Source organism: Flavobacterium sp. 38 (genome assembly GCF_057799715.1).
Window position 1 is genome coordinate 984,628 of sequence record NZ_JBYNWZ010000001.1, and the last position, 24,075, is coordinate 1,008,702.

Sequence of the window (24,075 nt, forward strand, 5' to 3'; positions counted from 1 at the left end):
CTACAAATGATTAAAAATATAATTTTCTTCTTATTTTCTATAATTACTACTGCCCAAACCCACCATACAATAACAGGTGTGGTTTCTTCGAATACAAATGTTAATTTAGAATTGGCTAATATTATCGCTAAACCTTTACAAGAAAAAGCAAGTTTAAAATTTGCGATTACTGATCATAAAGGCCGTTATAGATTAGAATTAGAAAATGGTGTAGATTACGAGATTAACGCTTCATATATTGGTTTTATAGATGAGTTATTTGTTGTTAAATCTAACTTAGAGAATCTAACACATGATTTTATACTTAAACCAAGCGGAGAAAATCTGAGAGAAATTGTTATAAAACATGAATATAAGGCTATTGAAATAAAAAAAGACACCCTAACCTTTAATGTAAAAAGTTTTGCAAACGGTAACGAACGCAAAATGAAGGAAATTCTTGAAAAACTTCCCGGAGTTGAAGTTGATAAAGATGGAACTGTAACCGTTCAAGGTAAAAAAGTTACCCAAATGCTGGTTGAAGGAAAGCCTTTTTTTGGTGGAGGATCTAAATTGGCTGTGGAAAATATTCCAGCAGATGCCCTTGATAAAATTGAAGTCATAGATAATTTTAATGAAGTCGGTTTTATGAAAAAAGTTTCTGATAGCGAAGATTTGGCAATGAATGTTAAGCTAAAAGAAGATAAAAAGAAATTTGTTTTTGGAGATATTGAAGCAGGGCTTGGTATAGGAGTAGATAAATCGAATCTGCTGCATTCGGGGTTGTTCTATTATTCTAAAAAATTAAATATCAGTTTTATAGGTGATGTCAATAATATTGGAAAAAGCACTTTTACCTATAGTGATTTAAGAAGATTTACAAACAGCTGGAGCAATTATATTATAAAAAGGAAAACAGCCAATAATTTATATTCACTTACAAAAGACAATACAGATGTTGTGGAAAACAAATCGCAGTTTGAAGCAATAAACATTAGTTTTAATCCTTCCGAAAAATTATGTGTCTCAGCTTTTACTATTTTTTCAGAAGTTTTTAGAGAAACAAAAAAATACACGCAAAATGAATATTTAGAAAATATTAATCAGACTTTTGAGAATAAGATAGAAGCTAATCGTAGTTTGAGTAATCTAAATGTGAGTAATCTAAAATTGGATTATACTCCAGACAAAAATCAAAAGTTGTTTTATAATACACAATTTCAATCTGGAACTAATGATTTAAACAGCATATTAGAATCGATTTCAAATACAAATTCAAACCTATTTAAAACAATAAATAATGAAAATAATGTTTCTTACAAGCAATATTTAGAATGGCATAAAAATTATAACTTGGCTCATACTACGACATTTGTTTTTAATCAGATGTATGAAAATAATAAACCGAAAAAGCAATGGTTGACAAATAAACCTTTTTTCATAGGGTTAATTCCGCTGCAAGAAGATATAGATTATAAAATTGAACAATTAAAGGAATTAAAAACAAACACGATTGATGGGGTTTTTAAACATTATTGGATAATAAATAATCGTAATCATTTATATACAAATATCGGTGTGACGTTTGAGAACTCACATTTTGAAACATCAGAAAAACAAATTTTAAGTGATTACATAATTAATGATTTTGATAAATCAGGGTTTGGAAATAAAACAAAATATCGATTTACTGACATTTTTTATGGTTTAGAATATAAATTTAAAATCGGTAAATGGACTAATAAGGCGGGTTTATATTATCATTTTTATAAACTTAAAAACAACCAGATAGACAATGATTATGGATTCTCAAAATATCTTTTTCAACCTCAATGGAATAGCGATTACGAATTTAATCAATCAGAAAAATTAACATTTAGTTACAAATTGGAAACAAATTTTCCTGAAATTAATGCTTTGTCCAGCCGCTATACTCTTCAAACATATAATCTTATCTATAAAGGAAATGAGATGTTGGAAAATACTAGATACCACTCTTTTAGTTTACTATATACAAAGATGAATATGTATAAAGGTATTTTCTGGAATGGATTTTTTAGTTACACTAAAAAGACAGAAACGATTAGAAATGAAGTGGAAGTAGAAGATATTAATCAATACAATACACCAGTCTGGACAAATAATCCTGAAAACACTATTTTCTTTACAGGAGCATTTACAAAAAAAATATACAAATTTGATTTGAAATTAAATGCAAATGTTAATTGGCTTAGTTATTATCAAATGCTGAACAATGTTTTGACATTGAATACTAGAAACAATAAAAATGTAGGATTAACACTAAAAACGACCTATAAAAAATGGCCTAATTTTAGTTTTGGGTATGAAAAAGGATTTGATCATTTTAGCGGACTAACAAAATCTAATTATTGGTCAGATACGATAAATGGCATTTTTGATTATGATTTTTTAAGTTTTTGGAACTGTAAAATAGATTATCAATATCTAAAAAATTCCAATTCTAATAATGAAAATAATTTTCATGAGATAACGAATATGGCGTTGAGATACCAAAGAAAAAATAGCCCACTTGGTTTGGAATTGATTTGTAACAACGTATTTAATGTACAGAAAAAGAACAGCTACTTTTTTTCAGATTATATAATTAGTCAGCAAGCGACTTATATTTTGCCAAGAGTATTGATGTTTTCGCTGACATATAAATTATAAAACTAATCGTTTTAAACAGCTTTTTTTTTAGTGATCAGTGTTCAGTTTTTTAGATTTCAGTTTAGAATCCAGTTCTTTATGTCACCCTGAGCGAAGTCGAAGGGCGCTCCAATTGGAACGGGGCTTCGACTCCGCTCAGCCTGACATGCTTCTCTCAGTCAGACAATACTATTCGTCTGTCAGTATTAAAAATTTTACCGCAAAGAAACGCAAAGAAAAAAACGCAAAGGTTCGCAAAGTTTATTAAACAAAACTTTGCGAACCTTTGCGTAAATCTTAGCGCTCTTTGCGGTAAAATAGCATCATTGAAACGCAGTTTTCAGTCACAGTTTAAAGGAAAGGACTGAAAACCTGCAATTTCAAATCAACACTGAATCTTTATTTCTTTGCTTCGTCTATGCGTTTTTGAATTAAATCCCAAGCGTAATAGTGGAAAGTCATTCCGTTGCTCATTGCTACGAAAAGTCCGTTTTTGTAAGCTCCGCCAAGGTTAACACTTGTTACATCTGCACCGTCACACTCGATTGTAGAAGTTGGAACTTCAGCCAACAACGGGTGATTGTTTGGGTTGCCTTTTGCACCTTCTCTCGGGTAAACCATAAAAGTATTTGCCTGCTGATTCGATACTAAAATGTATCCTGTAGAATCTGTTTTTTTGTAAATCGCAATTCCTTCATGATCTGCTTTAAAATCTTTTTGACCGAAGAATGCTAATTCTTTATTATCGTTTAAAGCTGGATCTGCTTTGTATTTTCTAATTCCAACCTGCTCATCGCAATAGTACACAAAACCTAATTCGTTGTCCACTGCAATAGCTTCGATTTCTTTTTTACCGCTGTAAGTTCCAAATTTGCGAACTACTTTTGCTGAAGCGAATTTTCCGTTTCCAGAAAGTTCATACTGCCATAAATAACTTCCAGAAGGTCCTGTTTTTCTTCCTACAATGGCAAAAATCTTTCCGTCGCTTGGGCGAGTGTACAAAGAAACTCCCATTGGATCACGTTGTGTTTCTCCTTCAAAAACTGGAATTCCGCCGTTATCAATTGGTTCTAAATCAGGCAGACTAAAAATTCTGATTTTGTTTTCTTCTCTTTCAGTAGTAACTGCAACGTCTACTTTTTTTCCGTCAATAATTAATCCGTAAGCGATATCAACATTGTTTGGACGCTTTAACGGAATTGATTTTTTAAGGATTTTTCCATTCAAATCAAAAGCATACAAACCTCCGTCTGAGTCTTTATCTGTTCCAACTATAATGCTTTTTGAAGGATCTGTCGGGTGAATCCAGATCGAAGGATCGTCTGTATCGTGTGGCAAAGCTTCTGTAACTGCTGTAGGTTTCAAAGCGTTTGGCTGAACTGCAGCTAGTTTGTCGTCTTTACAAGCGATAAATAAAACGCTTAAAAGTAAAAATGACAGTATAGATTTATTTTTCATTTTAATAATATATTTTAATGCAATTAGACAGAGCCTTAAAAACTCTGTCTAATGTAAGAATTTTAAAAAATTGTATTTTATAAGTCTAATTTCAATCCAAGATTAAAACGAGCTTGGTAATATTCTGCTTGTTTTGTATGGTCAGCTACACCTTGGTAGTAACGTAACGGCTGGTTTGTTAGGTTGTTAGCTTCAGCAAAAACACGCAGTTGTTTTGTAATTTTATAAGAAGCATTTGCATCTAAGAAAAACTGCTTGTCATAATAACTGTCTTTGTAAGACTCAGAACCTAATTCATCTAAATAATCAGAGGTAAAGTTGGTTGAGATTCTTGCAGAGAAACGTTTGTTTTCCCAAGAAAGAGATCCGTTAAACATGTGTGGAGTTGTACCTGGAAGACTAATGTCATTTCTTTCATTTCCGTCTTCATCGGCAATTCCTTTTGCTTTAGATTGCGTGTATGTATAGTTCAAATAGATACCAAAACCTTTTAAGAATTTACCAGGCAAGAAATCTAACTGACGTTGGAACGCAACTTCGAATCCGTAAACATCAACATTTTCTCCATTTCTTGATTGTAAGAATGACCAGTTTTCTCCCGCTGGAATTGGGTTTACCTGATTTGGGAAATCTGCAGCAAATTTTGCAGCATCATATTGGTTGTCGCTATAGTTATAGATAAAATCATTTAATCTTTTGTAGAAAACACCTCCAGAAATTAAACCAACAGATTTGAAATAGTTCTCTGCCATGAAATCATAATTGTATGAATACGTAGCTTTAAGATCTGGATTTCCAGCTGTAATTTCTTTGTCTGCAGCAATATTGTTTACATAAGGAGCTAAAGCATAATAGTTAGGTCTTGCTAAAGCCGTTGTAGCAGCAGCTCTTAAAATTAAATCTTTTGTTGCGTTGTACTGTAATGAGATACTTGGCAATAAATTAGTGTACGAGTTCGTGTTGTTGATTTTGCTCTCTAATTCTTCTTCGTCAAGTACACGGTTTCCTGTATAATCGATATGCGTATTCTCAACGCGGAAACCTAAAACCATAGAAAGTTTATCATTAAAATCCTGATCCCATCTTACATAAGCTGCAGTGATTCTTTCTTTTGCATTGTAGTTTACGGCTAAATATTCTGCTGGATCTGTTTCTTTTTCGAATAAAGAAGCATTGTTTAAATCTAAACTTCCTAAGAAATTAGCAGATGCAAACGTTCCTGGCACATATTTACTTCCCGGATTAAAATCTCTTCCGTCATAATAACTTGTCGGAACTTGCGATAATAATTCCATATCGTCATTGATCGGAGTGTAAGAATAGAACATATTGTTTCTTTCTTTTTCTTTCAAACGAAGTCTAAGACCTGTTCTCAATCTTCCTTTTTCTCCAGCAATAACAGAGAAAGGGAAACGGATATTAACTTTTGCACCAAATTCGCTTTCGCTTGTTTCGTCTGTATTTTCAGTAACAGAGTCAAATTCAAATTCGTCAACAGATTCTCCTGCAGTTGTAATCAAAGGAAATCTGATATCAGATAAATCTTGAAACATTTCTAAACCTTTCTGACGGTATTCTATATAACGCTCCTGCGGACGATATTCTCTTGCTTTTGCGTAGTTTGCAGACCAGTCTAAATCTAAAGTTGAGTTGATTAAGTGCTCTCCACGAATAGAATAATTTTGCACTCTTTGGTCTTCTAATCTTCTGTTTTTGTTTCTATTATTATCAACACCACCTTTAGTCTGACGTTTTACACGGCCTTCAAAACCTGTAATTTCTTCGCCATTGTAAATTGGTTCAATATCATCATAAGTGGTTCTGAAACGGTTTTCTCTATCGTCTCTCCAGTTGTAGATTGCGTTTGCAAAAATCGTATTGTTTTCGTTGAATTTATAATCAAAAGCCAAAGAAGCACTTCTACGAATACGCTGTACATCATATTTTCTAATTTCAGAAGCTTGCAGATAATCATTTCCGAATTCATCTTTTACCCATTCGTTTTCGATGTTATCAGAACCGTAATCTACATTGTTGTAAGATCCGCTGAAAACAACTCCTAATTTATCATTAGCAAATCGGTTACCGTATACTAAACCTGCCGTGTAAGAAGCATGGTCGCGAATTGGTAAATAACCTCCCGCAAGAGTTGCAGAAATTCTTTCTCCGTTTGGAGTTGCTCTAGTAATTAAGTTTACAGAACCTCCAATTGCATCGGCATCCATATCAGAGGTAAGGGTTTTGTTTACTTCGATTGTCGAAATCATATCAGACGGAATCAAGTCCATTTGAACGTTTCTATTGTCTCCTTCTGCAGAAGGAATTCTATCTCCATTTAAAGTTACAGAGTTTAAAGATGGTGCCAAACCTCTAATAATAATATTACGAGCTTCACCTTGGTCATTCTGCATCGTGATACCAGGCACGCGTTTTAAAGCGTCTCCCACGTTAGCATCTGGAAAACGTCCCATTTGGTCAGATGAAATAACGTTTCCAATGTTTTTATTATTTTTTTGCTGGTTCAGTGCTTTTGCCTGACCTTTTACGATATCTCCAACAACAACTTCTTTCAGCTCATTTTCAGAAGCCTTAAGAGAAAAGTCAATTACGTTGTTTTTTCCTGCTTCTACTTTTATTTCTTGAGTTAAAGAAGTATAACCAATATATTTTACTTCAACTTTGTAAGTTCCTTCATTAATATTTAATAATTCAAAACGACCGTTGTAGTCAGAAACGGTATATTTTTTCTCACCTACAATTTGAACCATAGCTCCAGGAAGAGGCAGTTTGTCGTCGGCATCTAATATCTTTCCAGATATAATGGCCTTCTGAGCAAATCCTGTAAAGGCGAATAAAAAGAATAAGGTTAGTAAATAGAATTTTTTCATTGTGTGTGTTTAGTTTGATTTCGGTTGCGAAGCTAAACCTCATGTATTAATAAAGCCTTCAAAAAAAATTAACATAGTGTTATGATTAGCCACATAATTTTAGATTTTAGTAATCTTTAAATAACATACAAGCCATCAAATAATTGATTCACAAGTAAAAAGAAAATGATATTTTGATTGTAATTGAAAATTTGGCGTTAAATTTGCCGTATCATCATTAATCAAAAATCATCAATCATGTTAAAACAATTTTTTATCCTATGTTCAGGAGTCGACCGAGACATCCTGAAAGACTGCTCAGAAGGCGAGCAAACCAAATATGTTGGTATTGGCGCCACGGTTTTCTTTACAGCAGTTATGGCTTTTTTAGCCAGTGCTTATGCGCTTTTTACCGTTTTCGATTCTATTTATCCCGCTTTGATTTTTGGATTTGTATGGAGTTTATTGATTTTTAATCTAGATCGATTTATCGTTTCTACCATTAAAAAAAGAGATCGTTTTATGGATGAATTCCTGCAGGCGACTCCACGTATTGCTTTGGCTATTATTATTGCGATTGTAATTTCAAAACCTTTAGAAATTAAAATTTTCGAAAAAGAAATCAATACCGTTTTATTGAAGGAAAAAAATGAAATGGAATTGGCAAATAAGAAGCAAATCGGAACTTATTTCAAAACAGATTTAGATAAAAACAAAGCTGAAATTGCGGCGCTAAAAGCGGATATAGTTAAGAAAGAAAAAGAAGTAAATGCTTTATATTCTACTTATATTACAGAAGCCGAAGGAACCTCCGGAACTAAAAAACTAGGAAAAGGTCCTGTTTATAAAGAAAAACGCGAAAAACACGATGCAGCTTTGAAAGAGTACGAAACATTAAAAACGACTAACGAAGCCAAAATTGCCGAAAAAGAAAAAGCGGGGAAACAGCTTCAAGCCGATTTAGACAAAAAAGTTTCGCAGACACAGCCCATCATAGAAGGTTTCGACGGATTAATGGCGCGTATCAATGCGTTGAATAAACTGCCTTGGCTTCCGTCTTTCTTCATTATGCTTTTGTTTTTGGCAATTGAAACTTCGCCGATTATTGCCAAATTATTAGCGCCAAAAGGAGAATTCGATTTTAAACAAGAAGAAGCCGAAACCGCGATGAAAGCGACTTTAGCGCAAAACAAATATCAAAGAGATTTATTGGTTAAAACTAGTGCTGAAATGCACGATAGAGTTTATGCTGATATTGCAGAAGATAAAAGTCTGTACGATTTACAGCGAAAAAACGCAAAGGAATTGCTCGAATTACAATCGCATAAGTTTGTAGAGAAGCAGAAAGCAACACTTTAAGAATTTAACCGCAAGGTTCGCAAAGATTTACGCAAAGCACGCTACAATTTAAAAATTTTAGCCACAGATTAAATGCTTATTAGGATTATAAAATCCTTTAAATCTATTAATCTGTGGCTATTTATTTTTGCGAACCTTGCGTAAATATCCTTGCGACCTTTGCGGTTAGATTTTTACATGTAGCTCAAAATCTCTTTTTTATAAGCATCATATTCTCCTTGCATAATCAAACCGTTATCAAGAAGCTTTTTATAATTCTGCAATTTATCAAAAAGTTCTTCTTTAGATAATTCGCTTAATTTTCGATCTCCTGTTGGAGCGGGTGCCTGAGGTGTAATTTGTTCGTAAGTTTCATAAACTGGAGCAGCAGGCAAAATTTCAGCAAAACTAGTTACTTCTTCTGCTTCAACCTCTTCAACTTCCTCGATTTCTTGTTCTGCTTCTTCTACAATTTCCTGAACAGGAACTGCAGTTTGAACTGGATTTTTCAATAAATCCAATTGCTCTTTAGCATAAGTATAAATTTTTCTAGCCTGAATTTTCGGAATATAATCAATAGAAACCGCTAAATCAGTTTTAGTTCCAAAAGAAAACTCAGAACCTAAAATATTTTCCTTCACAAAAGTACTTGCAATATCATCCCAAGTATAATCTGTAAAATCCATAGAAAGACCTAAATTTTTAGGCTTGCAGATAATGATACGCTTGTTTGTTAATACAATACTATCTGGAAAAACAGTAATTGCAGGCTTTTTTTGCACTGCTATATATCCAACTTCTTCGCCTTTCATTAATAAATCGGTAAGTTTCGAAGTGATTTTTTCAATCGCTTTTGGATCTTGTTCTTCGTTTAAAAACTTTTTAAATTGTTCTTTCATTGCTTGTTAAGTGCTAAGTTTCTAAGCTGCTGAGCGGCTAAGTTTTTTTTACTGACGCTACAAATGTAATGCCTAATTTTTTAATTCGATAATTTCATTTTGAATTTTCTTCGTTAAGCTTTTGAAAACTAATTCGTAAGAATGGTCGATGAGTTCTTTTACAAATTTATCAGGCAGATTTCCGTTTAGAGCTACCGTATTCCAATGCACTTTACTCATGTGAAATCCTGGTTTTATGTCATCATATTCAGCTCTGAGCTCTTGCGCGCGCTCGGGATCACATTTTAAATTGACCGACTGCTCATTTTTTTCCCATTGAGAAAGTGAAGACAAAGCAAACATTTTTCCGCCCACTTTAAACACCAGCGTATCTTCATCAAAAGGAAAATGTTCGCTTACACCTTTTTTAGAAAGACAATATTCGTAAAACGTTTCTAAATTCATAATTGTTTTTATTTACCGATTTCGCCCAAATGCGTGTATTTAAATCCTTTTTCATATTTAAGTCCGTAACCAAAAATTCGATCCATTGCCGAATGTGAAAATAAAATAATTCCGGCTAACTGCATAATTTCAATATTCAAATAACATCCAATTGCATAAATTAAAAGAGCAATCCCTTTCTGATGAAAGGCATTGTAGAAAAAAGCTCCAATTTTATTTCCGAAAAGATAACCTAACATAGATAAATCAGGAGCTAAAATTAAAGCCAGAAACCACCACCATTCATAATTTAAGCGATTAAAAAGAAAGATGCCAAGAATAAATAAAGCGGCTTCTTCGAGTTTTAAAACTGTTTTCATTTGATTACTTTTTCCATCATTTTTTCTGGATGCGCTAATTTAGTAAATCCGAATTTCTCGTATAAAAAGTGCGCATCGGTTGTTGCCAAACGCCAGATTTTGACTTCTTGTAATTGCGGTTCTTTCATCATCGCATCGATTAGCATTGACGAATATCCTTTTCCGCGATGATTTTCGTCAATAAAAACATCCATTAAATAAGCAAAAACCACATAGTCGGTTATCACGCGAGCGAAACCAATTTGTTTGTTGTCAAGGTAAATGCCAAAACAAAATGAAGCATCGATCGTGCGTTGCACTTCGTCCATCGTTCGCCCCGCAGCCCAATAAATGTCCTTTAAAAAGTTCTGTATAAAAGGAACGTCAAGTTTTGTTTTATCTGTCGATACTTCTATCATTTCGTTGAGTTTTTTTGCCACGAATTTCACTAATTACTCTAATTTCTTTTTTTATTTAGCCACAGATTAAAAGATTTTCACAGATTTTTTAATTATTTTAATCCTTTAATCTGTGGCAGAAAATAATTAAAATAAAATTCGTGCAAATTTGTGCAATTGCTTCGCCTGTTCGCTATCGCTCGGGTTGTGGCTAACTCTTTTTAAATCTTGTATAAAATTGGTTTACTTGGGCTTGCGTCGTTTTCAAACGAAGCGATTTGTAAATTTAGAATATAATTTCCGTCTTCAATTTCATCTGGAACATAAATCATTTCTGTAATTGTTGCTTGAAAACGGGCATCGGCATTTAAATTGTGTGTGTCTTTTACATTCCAAAATGCTTTATGCGCCAATAATTTTCCTTCGTCATGTTCTTTGTCTACACTTGGCAAATCAATCAATAAATGTTGAATTTCGCTTTCGCGGATGAAAATTGCAGCTTCTTCAGACAAATAGGGCGGATTGGTATTCGAATATTTTCTAGATTTTTTGTCTTTTGAATTTGGAATTGTTCGAATAATAATCGCTTGTGGTTTTGTCACACTGAGCGGAGTCGAAGTGCTAAACGCTTTTTGAACTTGTTTCTTCGTAATCACAAAATCTTCACCTTGTTTTTCAGGTTCAACCGTAATCAATTTCGCAAAAAAGAAAAACTGTTTTAAAGACTGATTAATGCTGTAAAAATCATTGGTAATATGCCCCAAACATTCCGTATGCGTTCCATGCCCATGCGGATTGAAGAAAATATTATTAAAATTCGTTGATGATTTTCCTTCCGAAACTTTCCCAATCCAGTCGCCAAAAACAACAGGCTCAATTATTGGTTTTTCAAGATACCAAGCAATCGGATTTTCATCTGTAATCGTTAATGGAATTGAGATATCAATAGGTTTTGATAAGTCTATTTCGAAGTTGTTGATTGTTGCTTTCATATTTTTGGTTTAACCGCAGGGCACGCAAAGAATTACGCAAAGGTCGCTAATGTTTTTTAAAGATTGTTCGCGACTCTTTTAATTCCATTTTTTAATAAGGAAACATTAAAGTTTATTAATAATCCTAGTTTACAATTTGTTAGTTTTAAATATGTTAATAGTTGAGCAAAATGTACTTCATTTAAACAATCAACCGCTTTTATTTCCAAAATTAGTTTATTTTCAACTAAAATATCTAAGCGATAACCAACATCCAATTTTACTTCTTCATAAATTAGTGGTAATGCTTTTTGTTTTTCGACATAAATGCCTAATTTCTTTAGTTCATAGAATAGACATTCTTCATAAGCGCTTTCCAAAAGACCTGGTCCCAAAGTTTGGTGAACTTTCAAAGCGGAATTGAATACAATTCTTGATAAATCATTTTCTAACATAAGTAGTTTATAAAATTAAACTCAAATGTAGAATTTTCAAATAAAATACATAGGTTAATTCCTATAAAAAAATAGCGTTCTTTGCGTAATTCTTTGCGAACCTTGCGGTTAAACTTCAGCATCCAAATAAAACAAATCGCTAGCAATTCCATCTGTTAGAAATTTTCCTTTTAAAGTTGGTTTTAGAATATTGTTTTCGATTGAAAGTAAATCATCATTTAAGAATTTCTGACTTTGTTTTTTTAAATAATTCAAATATTCAATTCCAAATTCGTTTTCAATTCTTTCCAGAGAAACGCCCCAAATCGTTCGTAAACCCGTCATAATGTATTCATTATAACGATCTGAAACAGTCAAGGTTTCTGTTTCTAATGGAAGTTCATCGTTTTGAATTGCTTTTAGATAAAGCGAATTATTAGCAATATTCCATCCGCGTTTTTCGCCATCATAACTATGTGCAGACGGACCAATTCCGATATATTTTTTGCCTAGCCAATACGCCGAATTGTTTTTGGAGAAATAATTTTCTTTTCCAAAATTCGATAATTCGTAATGAATAAAACCGTTGTTCTGAAGCATGTCAACCAAAATATTAAAATGATTGGAAGCCACTTCATCTTGAGGTTCAGCAATTTTTCCAGTCTGGATTAATTTACTTAAAGCTGTTTTCGGTTCAACCGTCAAAGCGTAACTTGAAATATGCGGAATGCCAAAATCCAAAGCTGTTTGAATATTTTGTCTCCACATTTCGTCAGTTAAACCCGGAATTCCGTAAATCAAATCGATAGAAATATTGTCGAAATATTTTGTCGCTTCCGCTAAAGATTTTTTGGCTTCCGCCGAGTTATGAGCGCGATTCATCATCTGTAAATCGTCTTCGTAAAAAGATTGAATCCCAATGCTTAAACGATTTATCGGACTTTTTGATAATTCTAAAATTCGTTCAGCAGACAAATCATCAGGATTCGCTTCGAGCGTAATTTCTGGATTTTCGGCAATTTTATAATTTTTATAAACTTCAGAAATCAAGAAGTTAATTTCTTCATTAGTAAGAACAGAAGGTGTTCCGCCTCCAAAATAAATCGTTTCAATAATATTGTCATCCTGAGCGGGTTTACGCATCGCAATTTCTTTAGCCAATGCCAAAACCATCTCATCTTTCTTCTTCATCGAAGTCGAAAAATGAAAATCGCAGTAATGGCAAGCCTGCTTGCAAAATGGTATGTGAATGTAGATGCCTGACATTTTTAATTAGATAATTAGAGAATGTGTCAATTAGATAATTTATTTAGTTGTGTACAGAATTATCTAATTTTTAAATTATCTCAATTGACAAATTTAACTAGATAATTTATTTCGGTGTCTATAGAATTATCTAATTATCAAATTGGCACATTGACTCATTTCTTAACTCTATCCTCGTTTTGTTTAACAAATGCGTCCCAACCTGAATAACTTTTTCCGGCAACAATTTTTCCCGAATTAAAATGATGACAAACCGCAGCCGCCAAACCATCGGTTGAATCCAGATTTTTGGGTAATTCTTTTAATCCTAAGAGCTGTTGCAGCATTTTAGCAACCTGCTCTTTGCTGGCATTTCCGTTTCCAGTAATCGCCATTTTGATCTTTTTAGGTTCATATTCGGTAATCGGAATTCCGCGAGAAAGTCCCGCTGCCATTGCAACGCCTTGCGCACGACCTAATTTCAGCATCGATTGAACGTTTTTACCAAAGAAAGGAGCTTCGATCGCGATTTCGTCTGGACAATGCGTTTCGATTAATTCGATCGTTCTTTCGAAAATGATTCTTAATTTTTGGTAATGATTATCGTATTTGGAAAGCTGCAGTTCGTTCAATTGCAGAAATTCCATTTTTTTATTGGTTACTTTTATCAGTCCAAAACCCATAATTGTGGTTCCGGGGTCAATACCTAATATGATGGTTTCTTTTGTCACTTCTTTTAATTATAATAGAAAGAGAATTTTTTCTCTACTTCATCTTTTGAAATATCCGATTTAATAACTTGATTTTGGTCATTTACAATTGAATATTTGCCATTATTCAAAACGTAAAATTCAGTTTGCTTTTTCTTTGAAAAAAGACTTGGTTCAAGATAAATTTGTTGATATATAAAAGGAATTACCTGTTTATTTTGAATGGTAACGACTCCATATTTTCCATTTTTGGATAGAATGATTATTTTATCGCTATCATAAAAAAGACTATCATAAATAACAGGAATTACGGTTTTTCCTTCTTTAGTAATCAAACCATGTTTTTTATCTTTTATAACAAAATGATAATTTGAACCTGGACCATATTCTACCCAATTTGACATTTCATCATATTGAAAAGGAATAATAACAGCTCCAGTTCTAAATATTACACCATATTTTCCATTTTGTTTCGCTATAAAATAATTTTTATTATCGTAAAAACAAGGAGATAAATCCTGATAATTAAAATCGAGTATAGGTTTTAAATTTTTACTAATAATCCCGAATTTATTATTTTTCTTAATAATGTAGAGATGAAAATCTCTTGAATTTGTTTCAATTAATTCGTTGTCAATCGGATAAGTAATTTTGTTTTTAGAATCAATTAGTCCAAATTTACCTTTAGATTTTACAATCGCATTGGGATTACTCCTGAAATTTTGAAATTCATCATAAATTACAGGAATTATCAATTCTCCCTTTGTATTAATTGCACCATACTTTCCATTCAAATCCTGAATGTGATAAATTTTTTGAATCTTGTTATTCAACGAACAATAATCAAATGAAAAGTCTTTTATCTTATCGTAATTTTTTTCTCCGTGCTTATTTAATAAAACCAGTGAATTATTCCTTTTTGCTACAAAAATTTCAGAATCACGGTAATCTTCTTCAGGATGTTCAATTGTGTCGTACTCTAATTTTACGACTTCTTTTCCAAATTCATTAATAATTCCATATTTATGATTTTTAGAAACAATAGCAATTCTGTTCTGATTGAATCTTTCGCCTGTATCATATTTGCCAAAAGGAATTATTTCTTTTAAATTTTTATCTAAATAAGCAATTTGTTTGTTTTTTGAAACTAGAATTAAGCCGTTTTTCCAAAAAGTATTTCCACTTTTATCTTTAATATTAATAACAGTTAGAGCAATTTGGTCATAGATAAAGTCCGTTTTTTGTTTTCCAGAAGAATCAAAAAAAGCCCATTTCCCTTTTTTATTCAAAGTAACTAAACTATCAAATATACTTTCTTCTGCATTTTGATAAATTACAGGAATTATTTCTTTCCCTTTTTTATTTATAAAACCATAAAGGTTTTCTTTTTTTACACTCGCTAATCCTGTTTTTCTAAAAAACGTTTCATTTTCAAACTGAATCGGAATTATGATTTTTCCTTTTCTATTGATGAACCCGAATTTCTCATTTTTTTTAACACAAGCCAAGTCTTCAGAAAACACAGTTACATTATCATATTCAAAAGGAACAATTATATTTTCATGAATATCAATGTACCCCTGTTTATTTTTTAAATGAGCTAGTATCATCCCTTTTTCATCAATTGGATTTAGAAATTTATATTTTCCCAGCGGAATAATAACATTTCCCTTTTCATCATTATATCCCCATGAATTCTCGCCCATAACTCTAACAAAAAGTTTGGGATTATTCTTTTCGATTTTACTGCATCCATATCCATAAATCAACAGTAAAATAAAGTATAGAATGAATGATTTTTTCATAAAGAGATTTTGTATCAGGTTTTTTGAAAATCAAAACGATTCATTTTCTAATTTACTAATTGCCACATTATCTAATTAACTACTTTTGCGGCATGATTTCAATTCCTCACAAAGCTAAGCAATTCCTAGTTCTTCTGGCCAAACTTTTAATCGTTGGCGGTGCATTTTATTTTATATACAACCAGCTGGCGAATAACGACAAATTAGACTGGCAGAAGTTTATTGTATTGTTCCAGAAAAATCAGTCGGTTTTAGGGATTTCGTTTATTTTGCTTTTGAGTGTTTTGAACCGTTATTTCGAGATTTTGAAATGGCAGAATCTCGCGCAGGTAATTCAAAAAATATCACTTTACGAAGCTACAAAACAAGTTTTAGCCGCTTTAACAGCTGGGATTTTCACGCCAAATGGAGTAGGTGAGTACGCTGGGAAAGCTTTGTATTATCCAAAATCGGGGGCCAAAAGAGTAGTGTTTCTAAACTTAATCTGCAACGGAATTCAGATGATTTTAACGATCATTTTTGGAGTTTTCGGACTGCTATATTTCAATGCGCAGTTCAATGTTATTACAACCAAAACAGTACTGATCCTTTTCGGCGGATTTCTATTGCTTTTAGTTCTACTTTTTTCCATAAAAAAAATAAAAATCAAAGGCTATTCCATCGAAAAACTGATTCATAAAATCAATGAAATTCCGAAATCGGTTCATCAAAAAAATATCTTTTTAGGAATCTGCCGTTATGTGGTTTTTTCGCATCAATATTACTTTCTGTTTTTGGGTTTTGATGTCGATTTGCCGTATTTAACATTAATGGCAGCGATTACATCGGTTTATTTTTTAGCATCTTCTCTACCGACTTTTCAGTTTTTAGATTTTGCAGTAAAAGGAAGTGTTGCCATTTATTTCTTTGGAATTCTGGGCGTAAACGAATGGATTGTCATTTTTATCTCTACTTTAATGTGGTTTCTAAATGTGGTTCTTCCAGTGGTTTTAGGAAGTTATTTTGTGCTGAATTTTAAAACCAAAACGACAGAATGATTTTTGGATTTTTTTCCATATTAGCCATTTACATCATAAGCATTGCTTTACTTATTTATGGTTTTTTTAGAATAAAAACATACCAAAGAAAGAATCTAGAGCCGAAAACTAGTTTTACGATTATAGTTCCTTTTCGGAATGAAAAAGAAAATCTTCCAATACTTTTAGAAAGTTTTTCAAACTTAAATTATCCTGCAGATTTGTTTAAAGTCATTTTGGCAGATGACAGCTCTATCGAGAAATTCCAAATTTTAAATTCCAAATTCCAAGTTTTTATTGTTGATAATTTCAGGACTTCTAATTCTCCCAAAAAAGACGCTATTACAACCGCAATGCAACACGTGAAAACCCATTGGGTTATTACCACCGATGCCGATTGTATTGTTCCTGAAAACTGGCTTTTGACTTTTGATAATTACATTCAAGAAAATAAAGTTTCAATGCTAGCTGGAGCTGTGACTTATGAATGTGATAACTCTTTTTTAGATCATTTTCAGCAATTAGATTTAACAAGCCTGCAAGGCGCAACAATTGGAAGTTTTGGTTTGAAAAATGGCTTTATGTGCAACGGAGCGAATTTTGCGTACAAAAAATCATTATTTGAAGATTTGAATGGTTTTAGCGGCAACGATAAAATTGCTAGTGGCGATGATGTTTTTTTACTGCAAAAAGCAATTGAAAAATTCCCGAAAGAAGTCCATTATTTAAAGGCAGAAGAGGCAATTGTCACGACAAAACCAACCGAAAATTGGAAATCATTATTTTATCAAAGAGTACGCTGGGCGGCCAAAACAAGTTCATACAAAAGTACTTTTGGTAAATTTTTGGGGCTAATTGTTTTCTTTGCAAATCTAAGTTTTGTTATTGGGTTTTTTCTTCTGATTTTCGGAATATGGCCTTATCCTATTTTTGTAATCTTTGCTTTTGCTAAAGTTGCAATTGATTTCGTTTTGCTTTCAATCACAAATCAATTTTTAACTAGAACGAGAATTAAAAGCCTTTTATTAAGCAGTTTGCTTTATCCGTTTTTTAGTTCAACTGTCGCTTTGTATAGTCTATTTGGCTCTTACGAGTGGAAAGACAGAAAATTCAAAAAGTAACTTATAATAAGCTTATATGCCTTATATGGTTAAATTTATTTATCTTCTTTTGCTTTTATAATAACCGGCAAAATAAATTGCGTTTTTACTGGAATCCCACGTTTTATGGCTGGATTTACTTTTGGGAAATCGACTAGACGCGCATGCAGTATGCTGTCGATTTTTATGGTATCATAAACTACAGAATCTTTAGGAAACTGAGGTTCAAATTTCATCGTAGAGTTAGGAAAGACAGTTACTTTAACTTCAATTGTATCCAATTCAGGATATAAAATAGACAACGTATCGATGTTTAATTTTTCCTGAATAAGACTTGACATTACTTCGAAAAAGCATTGCTGGCGAAGTTTTTTATCGGCAATTTTATCGCAATCTGGTACAGAAGGATATTCATCAACTTCTTTCCAATTGATTGATTTTAATTCCTTTTGAAGTAACTCTTTTTCAGACGGAACCTGCTTCTCAAAGTATTGACAAGAATTAAAAAGGAGACAAATGAAAAATAGGAAAAACTGCTTCAAGATTTTAAAGTTGAATTGAATAGAAAAAAATTGTGGTATAAAAATACGATTATTTTTTTTGAGATGCTTTGTATTCTAAATAATCTTCATAGCTTTCCGACAGCCATTTTTCTTTGTTTTGAGCGGCAACTTCTTTTTGATCAGGATACAAACGGGCAAGGCGATCGGAAAAAGTGGCAATTTGAACCGTATAGTCGTAATATTCGGTCTTAGTCAGCAAAATATCTGGATTGTTTTTCTTGGTAAAAAACTCAAAGAAAAGCGCATCAAATTCCTTCATAGAAAAATTTAAAATCTTTTTCTTATTGATTTGATATAAGCTGTCTTGCAATATTTGATCTTGTAAAGGAAGTTTTTTTGTCTGCGCATTGCTATTCTGGCTAATCGCAAAAATTAGAAATGTATATAGTAATATTTGAATTATATAACGCATCTCACAAAATTTAATGTAATTTGTAGGTGCAAAATTACAAAAAGTTATGGATTTAATCTTAGTATTGTTAGGTTTTATATGTATGATTGTTGGAGTTTTCGGGAGTTTTATTCCTGTTCTTCCTGGCTTATCTTCTTCTTGGGTCGGACTGCTTTTGCTGTATCTCACAAAAGCAGTCGAAAATAATTACTGGGTATTAGGAATCACTTTTGTCCTAATGGTCATCATTACAATATTAGATTATGTAATTCCTTCAAAAGGAACCAAAAAGTTCGGTGGAAGCTCTTACGGAGTTTGGGGAACCAACATTGGACTGATAGTTGGAATTTTAGCGCCAATTCCGTTTGGAATTATAATCGGACCATTTGTGGGTGCTTTTATCGGCGAATTAATGTATGACTCTCAGAATCATCAAAGAGCCTTAAAAGCGGCTACTGGATCGCTATTAGGATTCCTCGCTTCGAGTTTTGTTAACTTTCTGTTTGCAGTAATTTATTTGGGTATATTTTTAAGCATTATGTGGGAATATCGAAACATTTTATTTTAATTCTATAACATTTTCAGCTCTTTAGCTTTGGAAATAAAAACAAACAAAAGGTTTTTCTTACATGTTTTTGTTTTGTAGTTGAAGCCGAAAAGCTTGTGTTTACTAGCGTTAAGGAGTTTTTATTGTTAAGAACTGGTTATTAAGAAGGTAAATTTTTAACTTAATTTTTGGAAATGTTAAAATATTTTATATTTTTATCACGATAAACGATAAAAAGCCTCATTTTATCGATTATTTTAAACGAATATAAATAATCATTTTTTAAGTTATGAGTATGACCCCAAACCTACAAATTGAACTTAGACGCTTTATTTCTTCTAATGTTGTCTCCAAGTTAAACAAGTTTTATTTTGAGAATGATGCACTGCTAATAAAGGGAATAGACGTCTCGATCGGCACGATTTTAATGGGACTCTACAACAAAGCCGAAGAATCTGATTTTTATTCTGAAATCGTTTCACTAATCCAAGAAGATTCCACTTTTTACCAAGAAGTAGATTTTAATGCAGGCAGAATATTATCAGTCGACGACTGTTACCGATTAGAAGGAAATATATTGCTGAAAGAATTATTTGCTAATAAAAAAGGCAGAATTTCAGAAATGGTTTCCAATGAAGTTGGTATAAAAAGCGAAACAGCTCGCGAAATACTTAACTTTTCAGCATTACTTGTAATGTCTTACTTAAGATACAATCTTCAATTAATAGAAAGTTTAAAACTCCTTTTAGACGACCAAAAAAGAGAAATTTTAAACAGCATTCCTCCCGGAATCAAAATCATCCTAGGCTTTTCATCTTACGAAACAGTAGAAGATAAAAACCAATCTATCGGAAGATCTATTTTTACCCTTTTCGGACATAATTTCTTTAGTTTCTAAAAATAAAAAATCCCATTTTCAAAGAAAACAGGATTCATTTATAATCTTAATTTGAAAACAATTACATGTTTTTCAAATTGATAATTTCTTGATCGGTCAAAAAGCGCCAGTTTCCTCGAGGAAGATTCTTTTTGGTTAATCCAGCAAAAGAAACACGGTCAATACGCAATACATTGTATTCGAAAGATTCAAAAATAGCACGCACCACTTTTACGTTAGATGTACGCAATTTAAGGCCAACTTCACTTTTTGGTTCGTTATCTATGTAGCTTACTTCTTCAACAGAAACGCGGTGTCCGTCAAGAACTAAACCTTTGCTGATTTTTTCTAAATCTTCAAACTTTAAGTTTTTGTCTAAAGAAACCTGATAAATTTTAGGCGATTTCTGATTCGGAAGTGTGAATTTACGAATCATATCAGTATCATTTGTAAACAAAAGCAAACCAGTTGTATTCTTGTCCATTCTTCCTACAGCTGCAATTTTTGCATTTGTAGCGCCACGAACAAGTTCTAAAACGTTACGGTATTCCTGGCCTTCATCAAAAGCAGTCGTAAAGTTTTTAGGTTTATTCAATAAAATATATTCTTTCTTTTCAGGAGTCAGAGTAACGCCGTCAAAGTTTACAACATCATTTAATTTTACCAAATATCCCATCTCGGTAACTACATTACCGTTAACTTTTACGTTTCCAGACTGGATATAAATGTCCGCATCACGACGCGAGCAAACACCAGAATTAGAGATGTATTTGTTCAGACGAATTTCATCTGAAGCTTTTTGTCTCTTTGCAGGCTGATTTTGTTTTCTCACTTTTTCGGCTGCTGCTTCCTGCGCTGCTTTAACTTCAGGTTTTACTTTTTTAGGTCCCTGCGCGCGTTTTGCCATAGGAGGTTTTGGCTTGTTAGAGCTTGGTCTAGAGCTGTTTGGTCTCGATCCGCTTCTTTTATTATTGCCTTCCTTGTTGTTCATACAATCATTAATTTGTGCAAAGATAGTTTTTTCCTGCTAATAAATCTTAAGTTCATTGTTCTTAGATTAATAGCGCTGATTTTTAAATGGTTTAGAAGCATCACAATAGGCTTTTTTTAAACATGGATTCCCGCTTTCCGTTCCAATCTTTTATTTTTTAAAGGAAAAAATAAAAGGATTTACACTTCAATCGGGGCTAAATAAAAACAATAGGCTTCTTTTAGGTATTGAGTGGTGTTGTGCCGCAGAGATACACAAAGAATTTCGCTGAGATGCGCAAAGAAATTAAAATTATTGTAAAAGGATAAAGACAGAAAGAATTCATTTTAAAGAAAACCTTTTAAAAAATCTTGGCGAATCTTTGTGCAAAAACTCTGTGAATCTTTGCGGAATAAAAAACTCTGCGAAATAACAAAACTTAATAATTAGAAATCAACTCTCTTCCGTGCCATAAAACGCTCGGATTAATCAGAACGATACAGCAAACTCCAGCTACAATTAAAAACTTGAGTACATTATGAAGTCGTAAATACTGTTCTTTAGAATCGGATTTCGACAAATAAATCAGGAAAAAAAGTAAAACGCCAAAACACACATAAAAATAAATGTCCATATAACCGACATCATAAATATTTACCAAAATATAAACGGGAAGAATAGTCAAAATAGTTAACGCCGTAATAACCTGTTTCGAAACTTTTTCGCCATAAAGCACAGGAATAGTGCGATAATCATTTACCAAATCGCCCTTTAGGTTTTCTAGATCTTTAATCATTTCACGAATTAGTAAAAGTAAAAACAAGAACATAGCATGCGCCGAAATCACTACAAAATGACTCATGTGATTCTCAATTTCTTCAAAAGAAACCTTATTATAAAAATAAAGTAGAATTGCAAAAAACGGTGTTACCGCCAGCAATGCCGACATTAAATTTCCGATAATTGGATATTTTTTGATTTTATGCGAATAAAACCAGATTAAGAAAATATAGGCCGAGAAGAATAAAAATGCTCTCCACGAAACAATAAACGCCATTAATACAGCAAGAAAATTTAGAGAAAAATAAACCGATAATTTAGTCTTCTGGCTTACCAATCTGTCCAACATCGATTTATTTGGACGATTGATTAAATCTTTCTGACTGTCATAAAAATTATTGATTATATAACCCGAAGCGATTGTAATAGCAGATGCAAAAACAATTAAGAATAAATGAAAATCAAGTAAAATATCGAGCGCTCTAATTTCTGGTGCAAGAATAAAAATAGCCGATAAATATTGCGCCAGAACAATAATCGGAATGTTGTAACCACGAACTACAGAGAACAGACTAACAATTTTCATTATTAAAAGTTTATTTTGTCTGCTCAGCATTTCTTATGGGTTATAGTTTTTAGAGTGGTAATTTAAGGCAAATATTTTTTTTAGAATGATTAAAGCTTATTTTTTAATAAATTTTTAGAACCAAATCCTAATTTTCTAATACAGGCCAGTGCTTCTTTTTGCGAAATATCAACTTCGGTAATGTCTTTTTTCTCCACAAAAACCACAGAACCACTCCACGGATTTGGTGCGTCTGGAATAAAAACGGCAAATTTATTTTCGTTAATTTCTTCAATCAAAAAGGCAAACTGTAATCCAGCGTCTGTCGGAACTAGAATAACTTTTAGATTTTCGTTAGATTCAATTCCCATAATGCTTTCATTCATGTTTTTCATAAACGAATAACCAGGAACAAAACTTAAAACGCTTTCTTCAAGTTTCTGAATAAGCTTTTTAGCAAAAATAGTTCTTGAAATAAGCCCAGCTACCAAACAGATAATTACGATAATCGCTATGGCTACAATTTCTTGCAAAGCCAATCCCAAAATTTTGACCCTAGGGAGATTATTTACAATCGGATTAGTAACTTTTTGTGTTATAGAGAAGCCTTTTTCTAAAAGTACAAGCAATAAAATTAAGGGAGCCAGAAATAAAATGCCTCCCAAAAATGTTGCTTTGATAATTTTTAAAATACTTTTCATAATTATATATCTTTTAAAGATTAATTTAAAGAAGAGTATTTACCAGCTATGTCTATAAACCTAAAGCTTAAAATTGATAAACGACTTCCAGTTTGTAGTCTTTCAGCGAAGCTTTAGCACGTTCCAAATCTTCGGTAAAACCTAGAATGTAACCGCCGCCGCCAGAGCCGCAAAGTTTTAGATAATAATCGTTGGTATCAATTCCGTGCTGCCAGATTCCATGAAACTGTTCTGGAATCATTGGTTTAAAATGATTTAAAACCACTTTAGAAAGTTTCTTGGTATTGGTAAACAAAGATTTCATGTCGCCTTGCAAGAAGTTTTCTACGCAAGCGTCGGTATATTTTACGAAATGGTTTTTAAGCATCGCACGGAAACCTTTGTCTTTTAGGTTTTCCATAAAAATGTTAACCATCGGAGCAGTTTCACCAACAATTCCAGAATCTAATAAAAACACAGCGCCTTTTCCGTCAAAACTCTGAGTCGGAATTCCAGTTGCTTCAATGTTATCTTTAGAATTAATTAAAATAGGAATGCTTAAATAACTGTTTAAAGGATCTAGACCAGAACTTTTTCCGTGGAAAAAACTCTCCATTTGTGAAAATATATTTTTTAATTGTAATAGTTTTTCACGAGTAAGATTCTCCAAAACCGTGATTTTGTTTGTAGCATATTTGTCGTAAATAGCCGCAACAAGAGCACCGCTGCTTCCCACACCATATCCTTGCGGAATACTAGAATCGAAATACATGCCGCTCTCGACATCATTTTTTAAAGTTTCTAAATCGAAAGTAACCAACTCTGGCTGCTGCGTATGTAAAACTTCCAGGTAAGAAGCAAAACTTCTCAAGCTTTTGTTTGATGCAATAGCTTCTGCCGAAGGTTCTTCGCTTTTTTTCAAAGCGCCGTTATAAAAATTATAAGGAATAGAAAGTCCTTTAGAGTCGCGGATAATTCCGTATTCTCCAAAGAGTAATATTTTTGAGTAAAATAATGGTCCTTTCATGAT

At 32.5% G+C, this 24,075-nt stretch carries 23 protein-coding genes; 6 read left to right on the forward strand and 17 right to left on the reverse strand.

All coding sequences use genetic code 11. The annotated features are described in order from the left end of the window. Positions 1 to 6 precede the first annotated feature (6 nt). Positions 7 to 2,670 (forward strand): TonB-dependent receptor, encoded by a 2,664-nt coding sequence (locus tag AC3E9W_RS04270; RefSeq protein WP_488767086.1) that lies wholly within the window; start codon positions 7 to 9, stop codon positions 2,668 to 2,670. 378 nt (positions 2,671 to 3,048) lie between these two features. Here AC3E9W_RS04270 and AC3E9W_RS04275 read toward each other — a convergent pair whose 3' ends face one another. Both AC3E9W_RS04275 and AC3E9W_RS04280 read right to left on the reverse strand, forming a co-directional pair. Continuing rightward, the gene (locus AC3E9W_RS04275; protein ID WP_488767087.1) at positions 3,049 to 4,107 is read right to left on the reverse strand and encodes a phytase; all 1,059 of its coding nucleotides are present in this window, start codon (positions 4,105 to 4,107) and stop codon (positions 3,049 to 3,051) included. Between the two features lie 77 nt (positions 4,108 to 4,184). Next, the gene (locus tag AC3E9W_RS04280; protein WP_488767089.1) at positions 4,185 to 6,995 is read right to left on the reverse strand and encodes a TonB-dependent receptor; all 2,811 of its coding nucleotides are present in this window, start codon (positions 6,993 to 6,995) and stop codon (positions 4,185 to 4,187) included. A gap of 237 nt (positions 6,996 to 7,232) precedes the next feature. Between AC3E9W_RS04280 and AC3E9W_RS04285 the strand changes: the two genes are divergently transcribed. Continuing rightward, positions 7,233 to 8,333 carry a DUF4407 domain-containing protein gene (locus tag AC3E9W_RS04285; RefSeq protein WP_488767091.1) on the forward strand — a complete coding sequence of 367 codons (1,101 nt, stop codon included), beginning with the start codon at positions 7,233 to 7,235 and terminating at the stop codon, positions 8,331 to 8,333. 173 nt (positions 8,334 to 8,506) lie between these two features. Here AC3E9W_RS04285 and AC3E9W_RS04290 read toward each other — a convergent pair whose 3' ends face one another. The 9 genes from AC3E9W_RS04290 to AC3E9W_RS04330 form a co-directional block, all read right to left on the reverse strand. Further along, the gene (locus tag AC3E9W_RS04290) at positions 8,507 to 9,211 is read right to left on the reverse strand and encodes a PH domain-containing protein (protein ID WP_488767092.1); all 705 of its coding nucleotides are present in this window, start codon (positions 9,209 to 9,211) and stop codon (positions 8,507 to 8,509) included. Between the two features lie 72 nt (positions 9,212 to 9,283). Continuing rightward, positions 9,284 to 9,655 (reverse strand): MmcQ/YjbR family DNA-binding protein, encoded by a 372-nt coding sequence (locus AC3E9W_RS04295; RefSeq protein ID WP_488767094.1) that lies wholly within the window; start codon positions 9,653 to 9,655, stop codon positions 9,284 to 9,286. Positions 9,656 to 9,663: 8 nt separating this feature from the next. Continuing rightward, positions 9,664 to 10,014: a DUF4260 domain-containing protein gene (locus AC3E9W_RS04300; protein WP_488767096.1), complete on the reverse strand. Its 351-nt coding sequence runs from the start codon at positions 10,012 to 10,014 to the stop codon at positions 9,664 to 9,666. Then, positions 10,011 to 10,412: a GNAT family N-acetyltransferase gene (locus tag AC3E9W_RS04305; protein WP_488767097.1), complete on the reverse strand. Its 402-nt coding sequence runs from the start codon at positions 10,410 to 10,412 to the stop codon at positions 10,011 to 10,013. Before AC3E9W_RS04305 ends, AC3E9W_RS04300 begins: the two co-directional genes overlap by 4 nt. Positions 10,413 to 10,612: 200 nt before the next feature. Beyond that, on the reverse strand, positions 10,613 to 11,383 hold the full coding sequence (locus AC3E9W_RS04310) for a cyclase family protein (protein ID WP_488767098.1): 771 nt from the start codon (positions 11,381 to 11,383) through the stop codon (positions 10,613 to 10,615). Positions 11,384 to 11,439: 56 nt separating this feature from the next. After that, positions 11,440 to 11,817 carry a GxxExxY protein gene (locus AC3E9W_RS04315; RefSeq protein WP_306155643.1) on the reverse strand — a complete coding sequence of 126 codons (378 nt, stop codon included), beginning with the start codon at positions 11,815 to 11,817 and terminating at the stop codon, positions 11,440 to 11,442. A 108-nt stretch (positions 11,818 to 11,925) separates the two neighbouring features. Next, entirely contained in the window at positions 11,926 to 13,062 is a 1,137-nt protein-coding gene (hemW, locus tag AC3E9W_RS04320; RefSeq protein WP_488767100.1) for a radical SAM family heme chaperone HemW, read from the reverse strand. A 155-nt stretch (positions 13,063 to 13,217) separates the two neighbouring features. Next, positions 13,218 to 13,772 carry a crossover junction endodeoxyribonuclease RuvC gene (ruvC, locus tag AC3E9W_RS04325; protein WP_488767102.1) on the reverse strand — a complete coding sequence of 185 codons (555 nt, stop codon included), beginning with the start codon at positions 13,770 to 13,772 and terminating at the stop codon, positions 13,218 to 13,220. Between the two features lie 5 nt (positions 13,773 to 13,777). Beyond that, on the reverse strand, positions 13,778 to 15,556 hold the full coding sequence (locus AC3E9W_RS04330) for a WG repeat-containing protein (RefSeq protein ID WP_488767103.1): 1,779 nt from the start codon (positions 15,554 to 15,556) through the stop codon (positions 13,778 to 13,780). A 92-nt stretch (positions 15,557 to 15,648) separates the two neighbouring features. On the opposite strand from AC3E9W_RS04330, the gene AC3E9W_RS04335 reads away from it, so the two are divergent. Together AC3E9W_RS04335 and AC3E9W_RS04340 are read left to right on the forward strand one after the other, a co-directional pair. Further along, complete coding sequence (locus AC3E9W_RS04335; RefSeq protein WP_488767105.1) at positions 15,649 to 16,593, forward strand: hypothetical protein; 945 nt, start codon at positions 15,649 to 15,651, stop codon at positions 16,591 to 16,593. Beyond that, positions 16,590 to 17,693: a glycosyltransferase family 2 protein gene (locus tag AC3E9W_RS04340; RefSeq protein WP_488767106.1), complete on the forward strand. Its 1,104-nt coding sequence runs from the start codon at positions 16,590 to 16,592 to the stop codon at positions 17,691 to 17,693. The genes AC3E9W_RS04335 and AC3E9W_RS04340 overlap by 4 nt, the downstream gene beginning before the upstream one ends. Before the next feature lie 35 nt (positions 17,694 to 17,728). Here the strand turns inward: AC3E9W_RS04340 and AC3E9W_RS04345 are convergent, their stop codons facing one another. Then, positions 17,729 to 18,214 (reverse strand): hypothetical protein, encoded by a 486-nt coding sequence (locus AC3E9W_RS04345; protein ID WP_488767107.1) that lies wholly within the window; start codon positions 18,212 to 18,214, stop codon positions 17,729 to 17,731. A 49-nt stretch (positions 18,215 to 18,263) separates the two neighbouring features. After that, a complete protein-coding gene (locus AC3E9W_RS04350; protein ID WP_306155656.1) occupies positions 18,264 to 18,494 on the reverse strand; it encodes a hypothetical protein in 231 nt (76 codons plus the stop codon). A gap of 199 nt (positions 18,495 to 18,693) precedes the next feature. Here AC3E9W_RS04350 and AC3E9W_RS04355 point away from each other — a divergent pair, with 199 nt between their 5' ends. Further along, entirely contained in the window at positions 18,694 to 19,194 is a 501-nt protein-coding gene (locus tag AC3E9W_RS04355; protein WP_488767110.1) for a DUF456 domain-containing protein, read from the forward strand. A 274-nt stretch (positions 19,195 to 19,468) separates the two neighbouring features. Further along, positions 19,469 to 20,071 (forward strand): DUF937 domain-containing protein, encoded by a 603-nt coding sequence (locus AC3E9W_RS04360; RefSeq protein ID WP_306155659.1) that lies wholly within the window; start codon positions 19,469 to 19,471, stop codon positions 20,069 to 20,071. A gap of 61 nt (positions 20,072 to 20,132) precedes the next feature. Here AC3E9W_RS04360 and AC3E9W_RS04365 read toward each other — a convergent pair whose 3' ends face one another. The 4 genes from AC3E9W_RS04365 to AC3E9W_RS04380 all read right to left on the reverse strand — a co-directional run bounded on the left by AC3E9W_RS04365 (position 20,133) and on the right by AC3E9W_RS04380 (position 24,072). Continuing rightward, on the reverse strand, positions 20,133 to 21,041 hold the full coding sequence (locus AC3E9W_RS04365; RefSeq protein WP_488767112.1) for a pseudouridine synthase: 909 nt from the start codon (positions 21,039 to 21,041) through the stop codon (positions 20,133 to 20,135). Positions 21,042 to 21,459: 418 nt separating this feature from the next. Next, positions 21,460 to 22,416, reverse strand: coding sequence for a geranylgeranylglycerol-phosphate geranylgeranyltransferase (locus AC3E9W_RS04370; protein WP_488767114.1), 957 nt, complete (start codon positions 22,414 to 22,416; stop codon positions 21,460 to 21,462). A gap of 59 nt (positions 22,417 to 22,475) precedes the next feature. Continuing rightward, a complete protein-coding gene (locus tag AC3E9W_RS04375; RefSeq protein WP_488767116.1) occupies positions 22,476 to 23,066 on the reverse strand; it encodes a DUF502 domain-containing protein in 591 nt (196 codons plus the stop codon). Between the two features lie 67 nt (positions 23,067 to 23,133). Then, on the reverse strand, positions 23,134 to 24,072 hold the full coding sequence (locus tag AC3E9W_RS04380) for a mevalonate kinase family protein (RefSeq protein WP_125723184.1): 939 nt from the start codon (positions 24,070 to 24,072) through the stop codon (positions 23,134 to 23,136). Positions 24,073 to 24,075 lie beyond the last annotated feature (3 nt).

Bases quoted from the DNA above. Each gene is read 5' to 3' on its own strand.
- AC3E9W_RS04310 (WP_488767098.1), bottom strand. From the start codon at position 11,383: ATGAAAGCAACAATCAACAACTTCGAAATAGACTTATCAAAACCTATT.
- AC3E9W_RS04340 (WP_488767106.1), top strand. From the start codon at position 16,590: ATGATTTTTGGATTTTTTTCCATATTAGCCATTTACATCATAAGCATT.
- AC3E9W_RS04380 (WP_125723184.1), bottom strand. From the start codon at position 24,072: ATGAAAGGACCATTATTTTACTCAAAAATATTACTCTTTGGAGAATAC.
- AC3E9W_RS04295 (WP_488767094.1), bottom strand. From the start codon at position 9,655: ATGAATTTAGAAACGTTTTACGAATATTGTCTTTCTAAAAAAGGTGTA.
- AC3E9W_RS04370 (WP_488767114.1), bottom strand. From the start codon at position 22,416: ATGCTGAGCAGACAAAATAAACTTTTAATAATGAAAATTGTTAGTCTG.
- AC3E9W_RS04285 (WP_488767091.1), top strand. From the start codon at position 7,233: ATGTTAAAACAATTTTTTATCCTATGTTCAGGAGTCGACCGAGACATC.
- AC3E9W_RS04275 (WP_488767087.1), bottom strand. From the start codon at position 4,107: ATGAAAAATAAATCTATACTGTCATTTTTACTTTTAAGCGTTTTATTT.
- hemW (WP_488767100.1), bottom strand. From the start codon at position 13,062: ATGTCAGGCATCTACATTCACATACCATTTTGCAAGCAGGCTTGCCAT.
- AC3E9W_RS04375 (WP_488767116.1), bottom strand. From the start codon at position 23,066: ATGAAAAGTATTTTAAAAATTATCAAAGCAACATTTTTGGGAGGCATT.
- AC3E9W_RS04335 (WP_488767105.1), top strand. From the start codon at position 15,649: ATGATTTCAATTCCTCACAAAGCTAAGCAATTCCTAGTTCTTCTGGCC.
- AC3E9W_RS04350 (WP_306155656.1), bottom strand. From the start codon at position 18,494: ATGAAGGAATTTGATGCGCTTTTCTTTGAGTTTTTTACCAAGAAAAAC.
- AC3E9W_RS04300 (WP_488767096.1), bottom strand. From the start codon at position 10,014: ATGAAAACAGTTTTAAAACTCGAAGAAGCCGCTTTATTTATTCTTGGC.
- AC3E9W_RS04270 (WP_488767086.1), top strand. From the start codon at position 7: ATGATTAAAAATATAATTTTCTTCTTATTTTCTATAATTACTACTGCC.
- AC3E9W_RS04280 (WP_488767089.1), bottom strand. From the start codon at position 6,995: ATGAAAAAATTCTATTTACTAACCTTATTCTTTTTATTCGCCTTTACA.
- AC3E9W_RS04360 (WP_306155659.1), top strand. From the start codon at position 19,469: ATGACCCCAAACCTACAAATTGAACTTAGACGCTTTATTTCTTCTAAT.
- AC3E9W_RS04355 (WP_488767110.1), top strand. From the start codon at position 18,694: ATGGATTTAATCTTAGTATTGTTAGGTTTTATATGTATGATTGTTGGA.
- AC3E9W_RS04290 (WP_488767092.1), bottom strand. From the start codon at position 9,211: ATGAAAGAACAATTTAAAAAGTTTTTAAACGAAGAACAAGATCCAAAA.
- AC3E9W_RS04330 (WP_488767103.1), bottom strand. From the start codon at position 15,556: ATGAAAAAATCATTCATTCTATACTTTATTTTACTGTTGATTTATGGA.
- AC3E9W_RS04305 (WP_488767097.1), bottom strand. From the start codon at position 10,412: ATGATAGAAGTATCGACAGATAAAACAAAACTTGACGTTCCTTTTATA.
- AC3E9W_RS04315 (WP_306155643.1), bottom strand. From the start codon at position 11,817: ATGTTAGAAAATGATTTATCAAGAATTGTATTCAATTCCGCTTTGAAA.
- AC3E9W_RS04365 (WP_488767112.1), bottom strand. From the start codon at position 21,041: ATGAACAACAAGGAAGGCAATAATAAAAGAAGCGGATCGAGACCAAAC.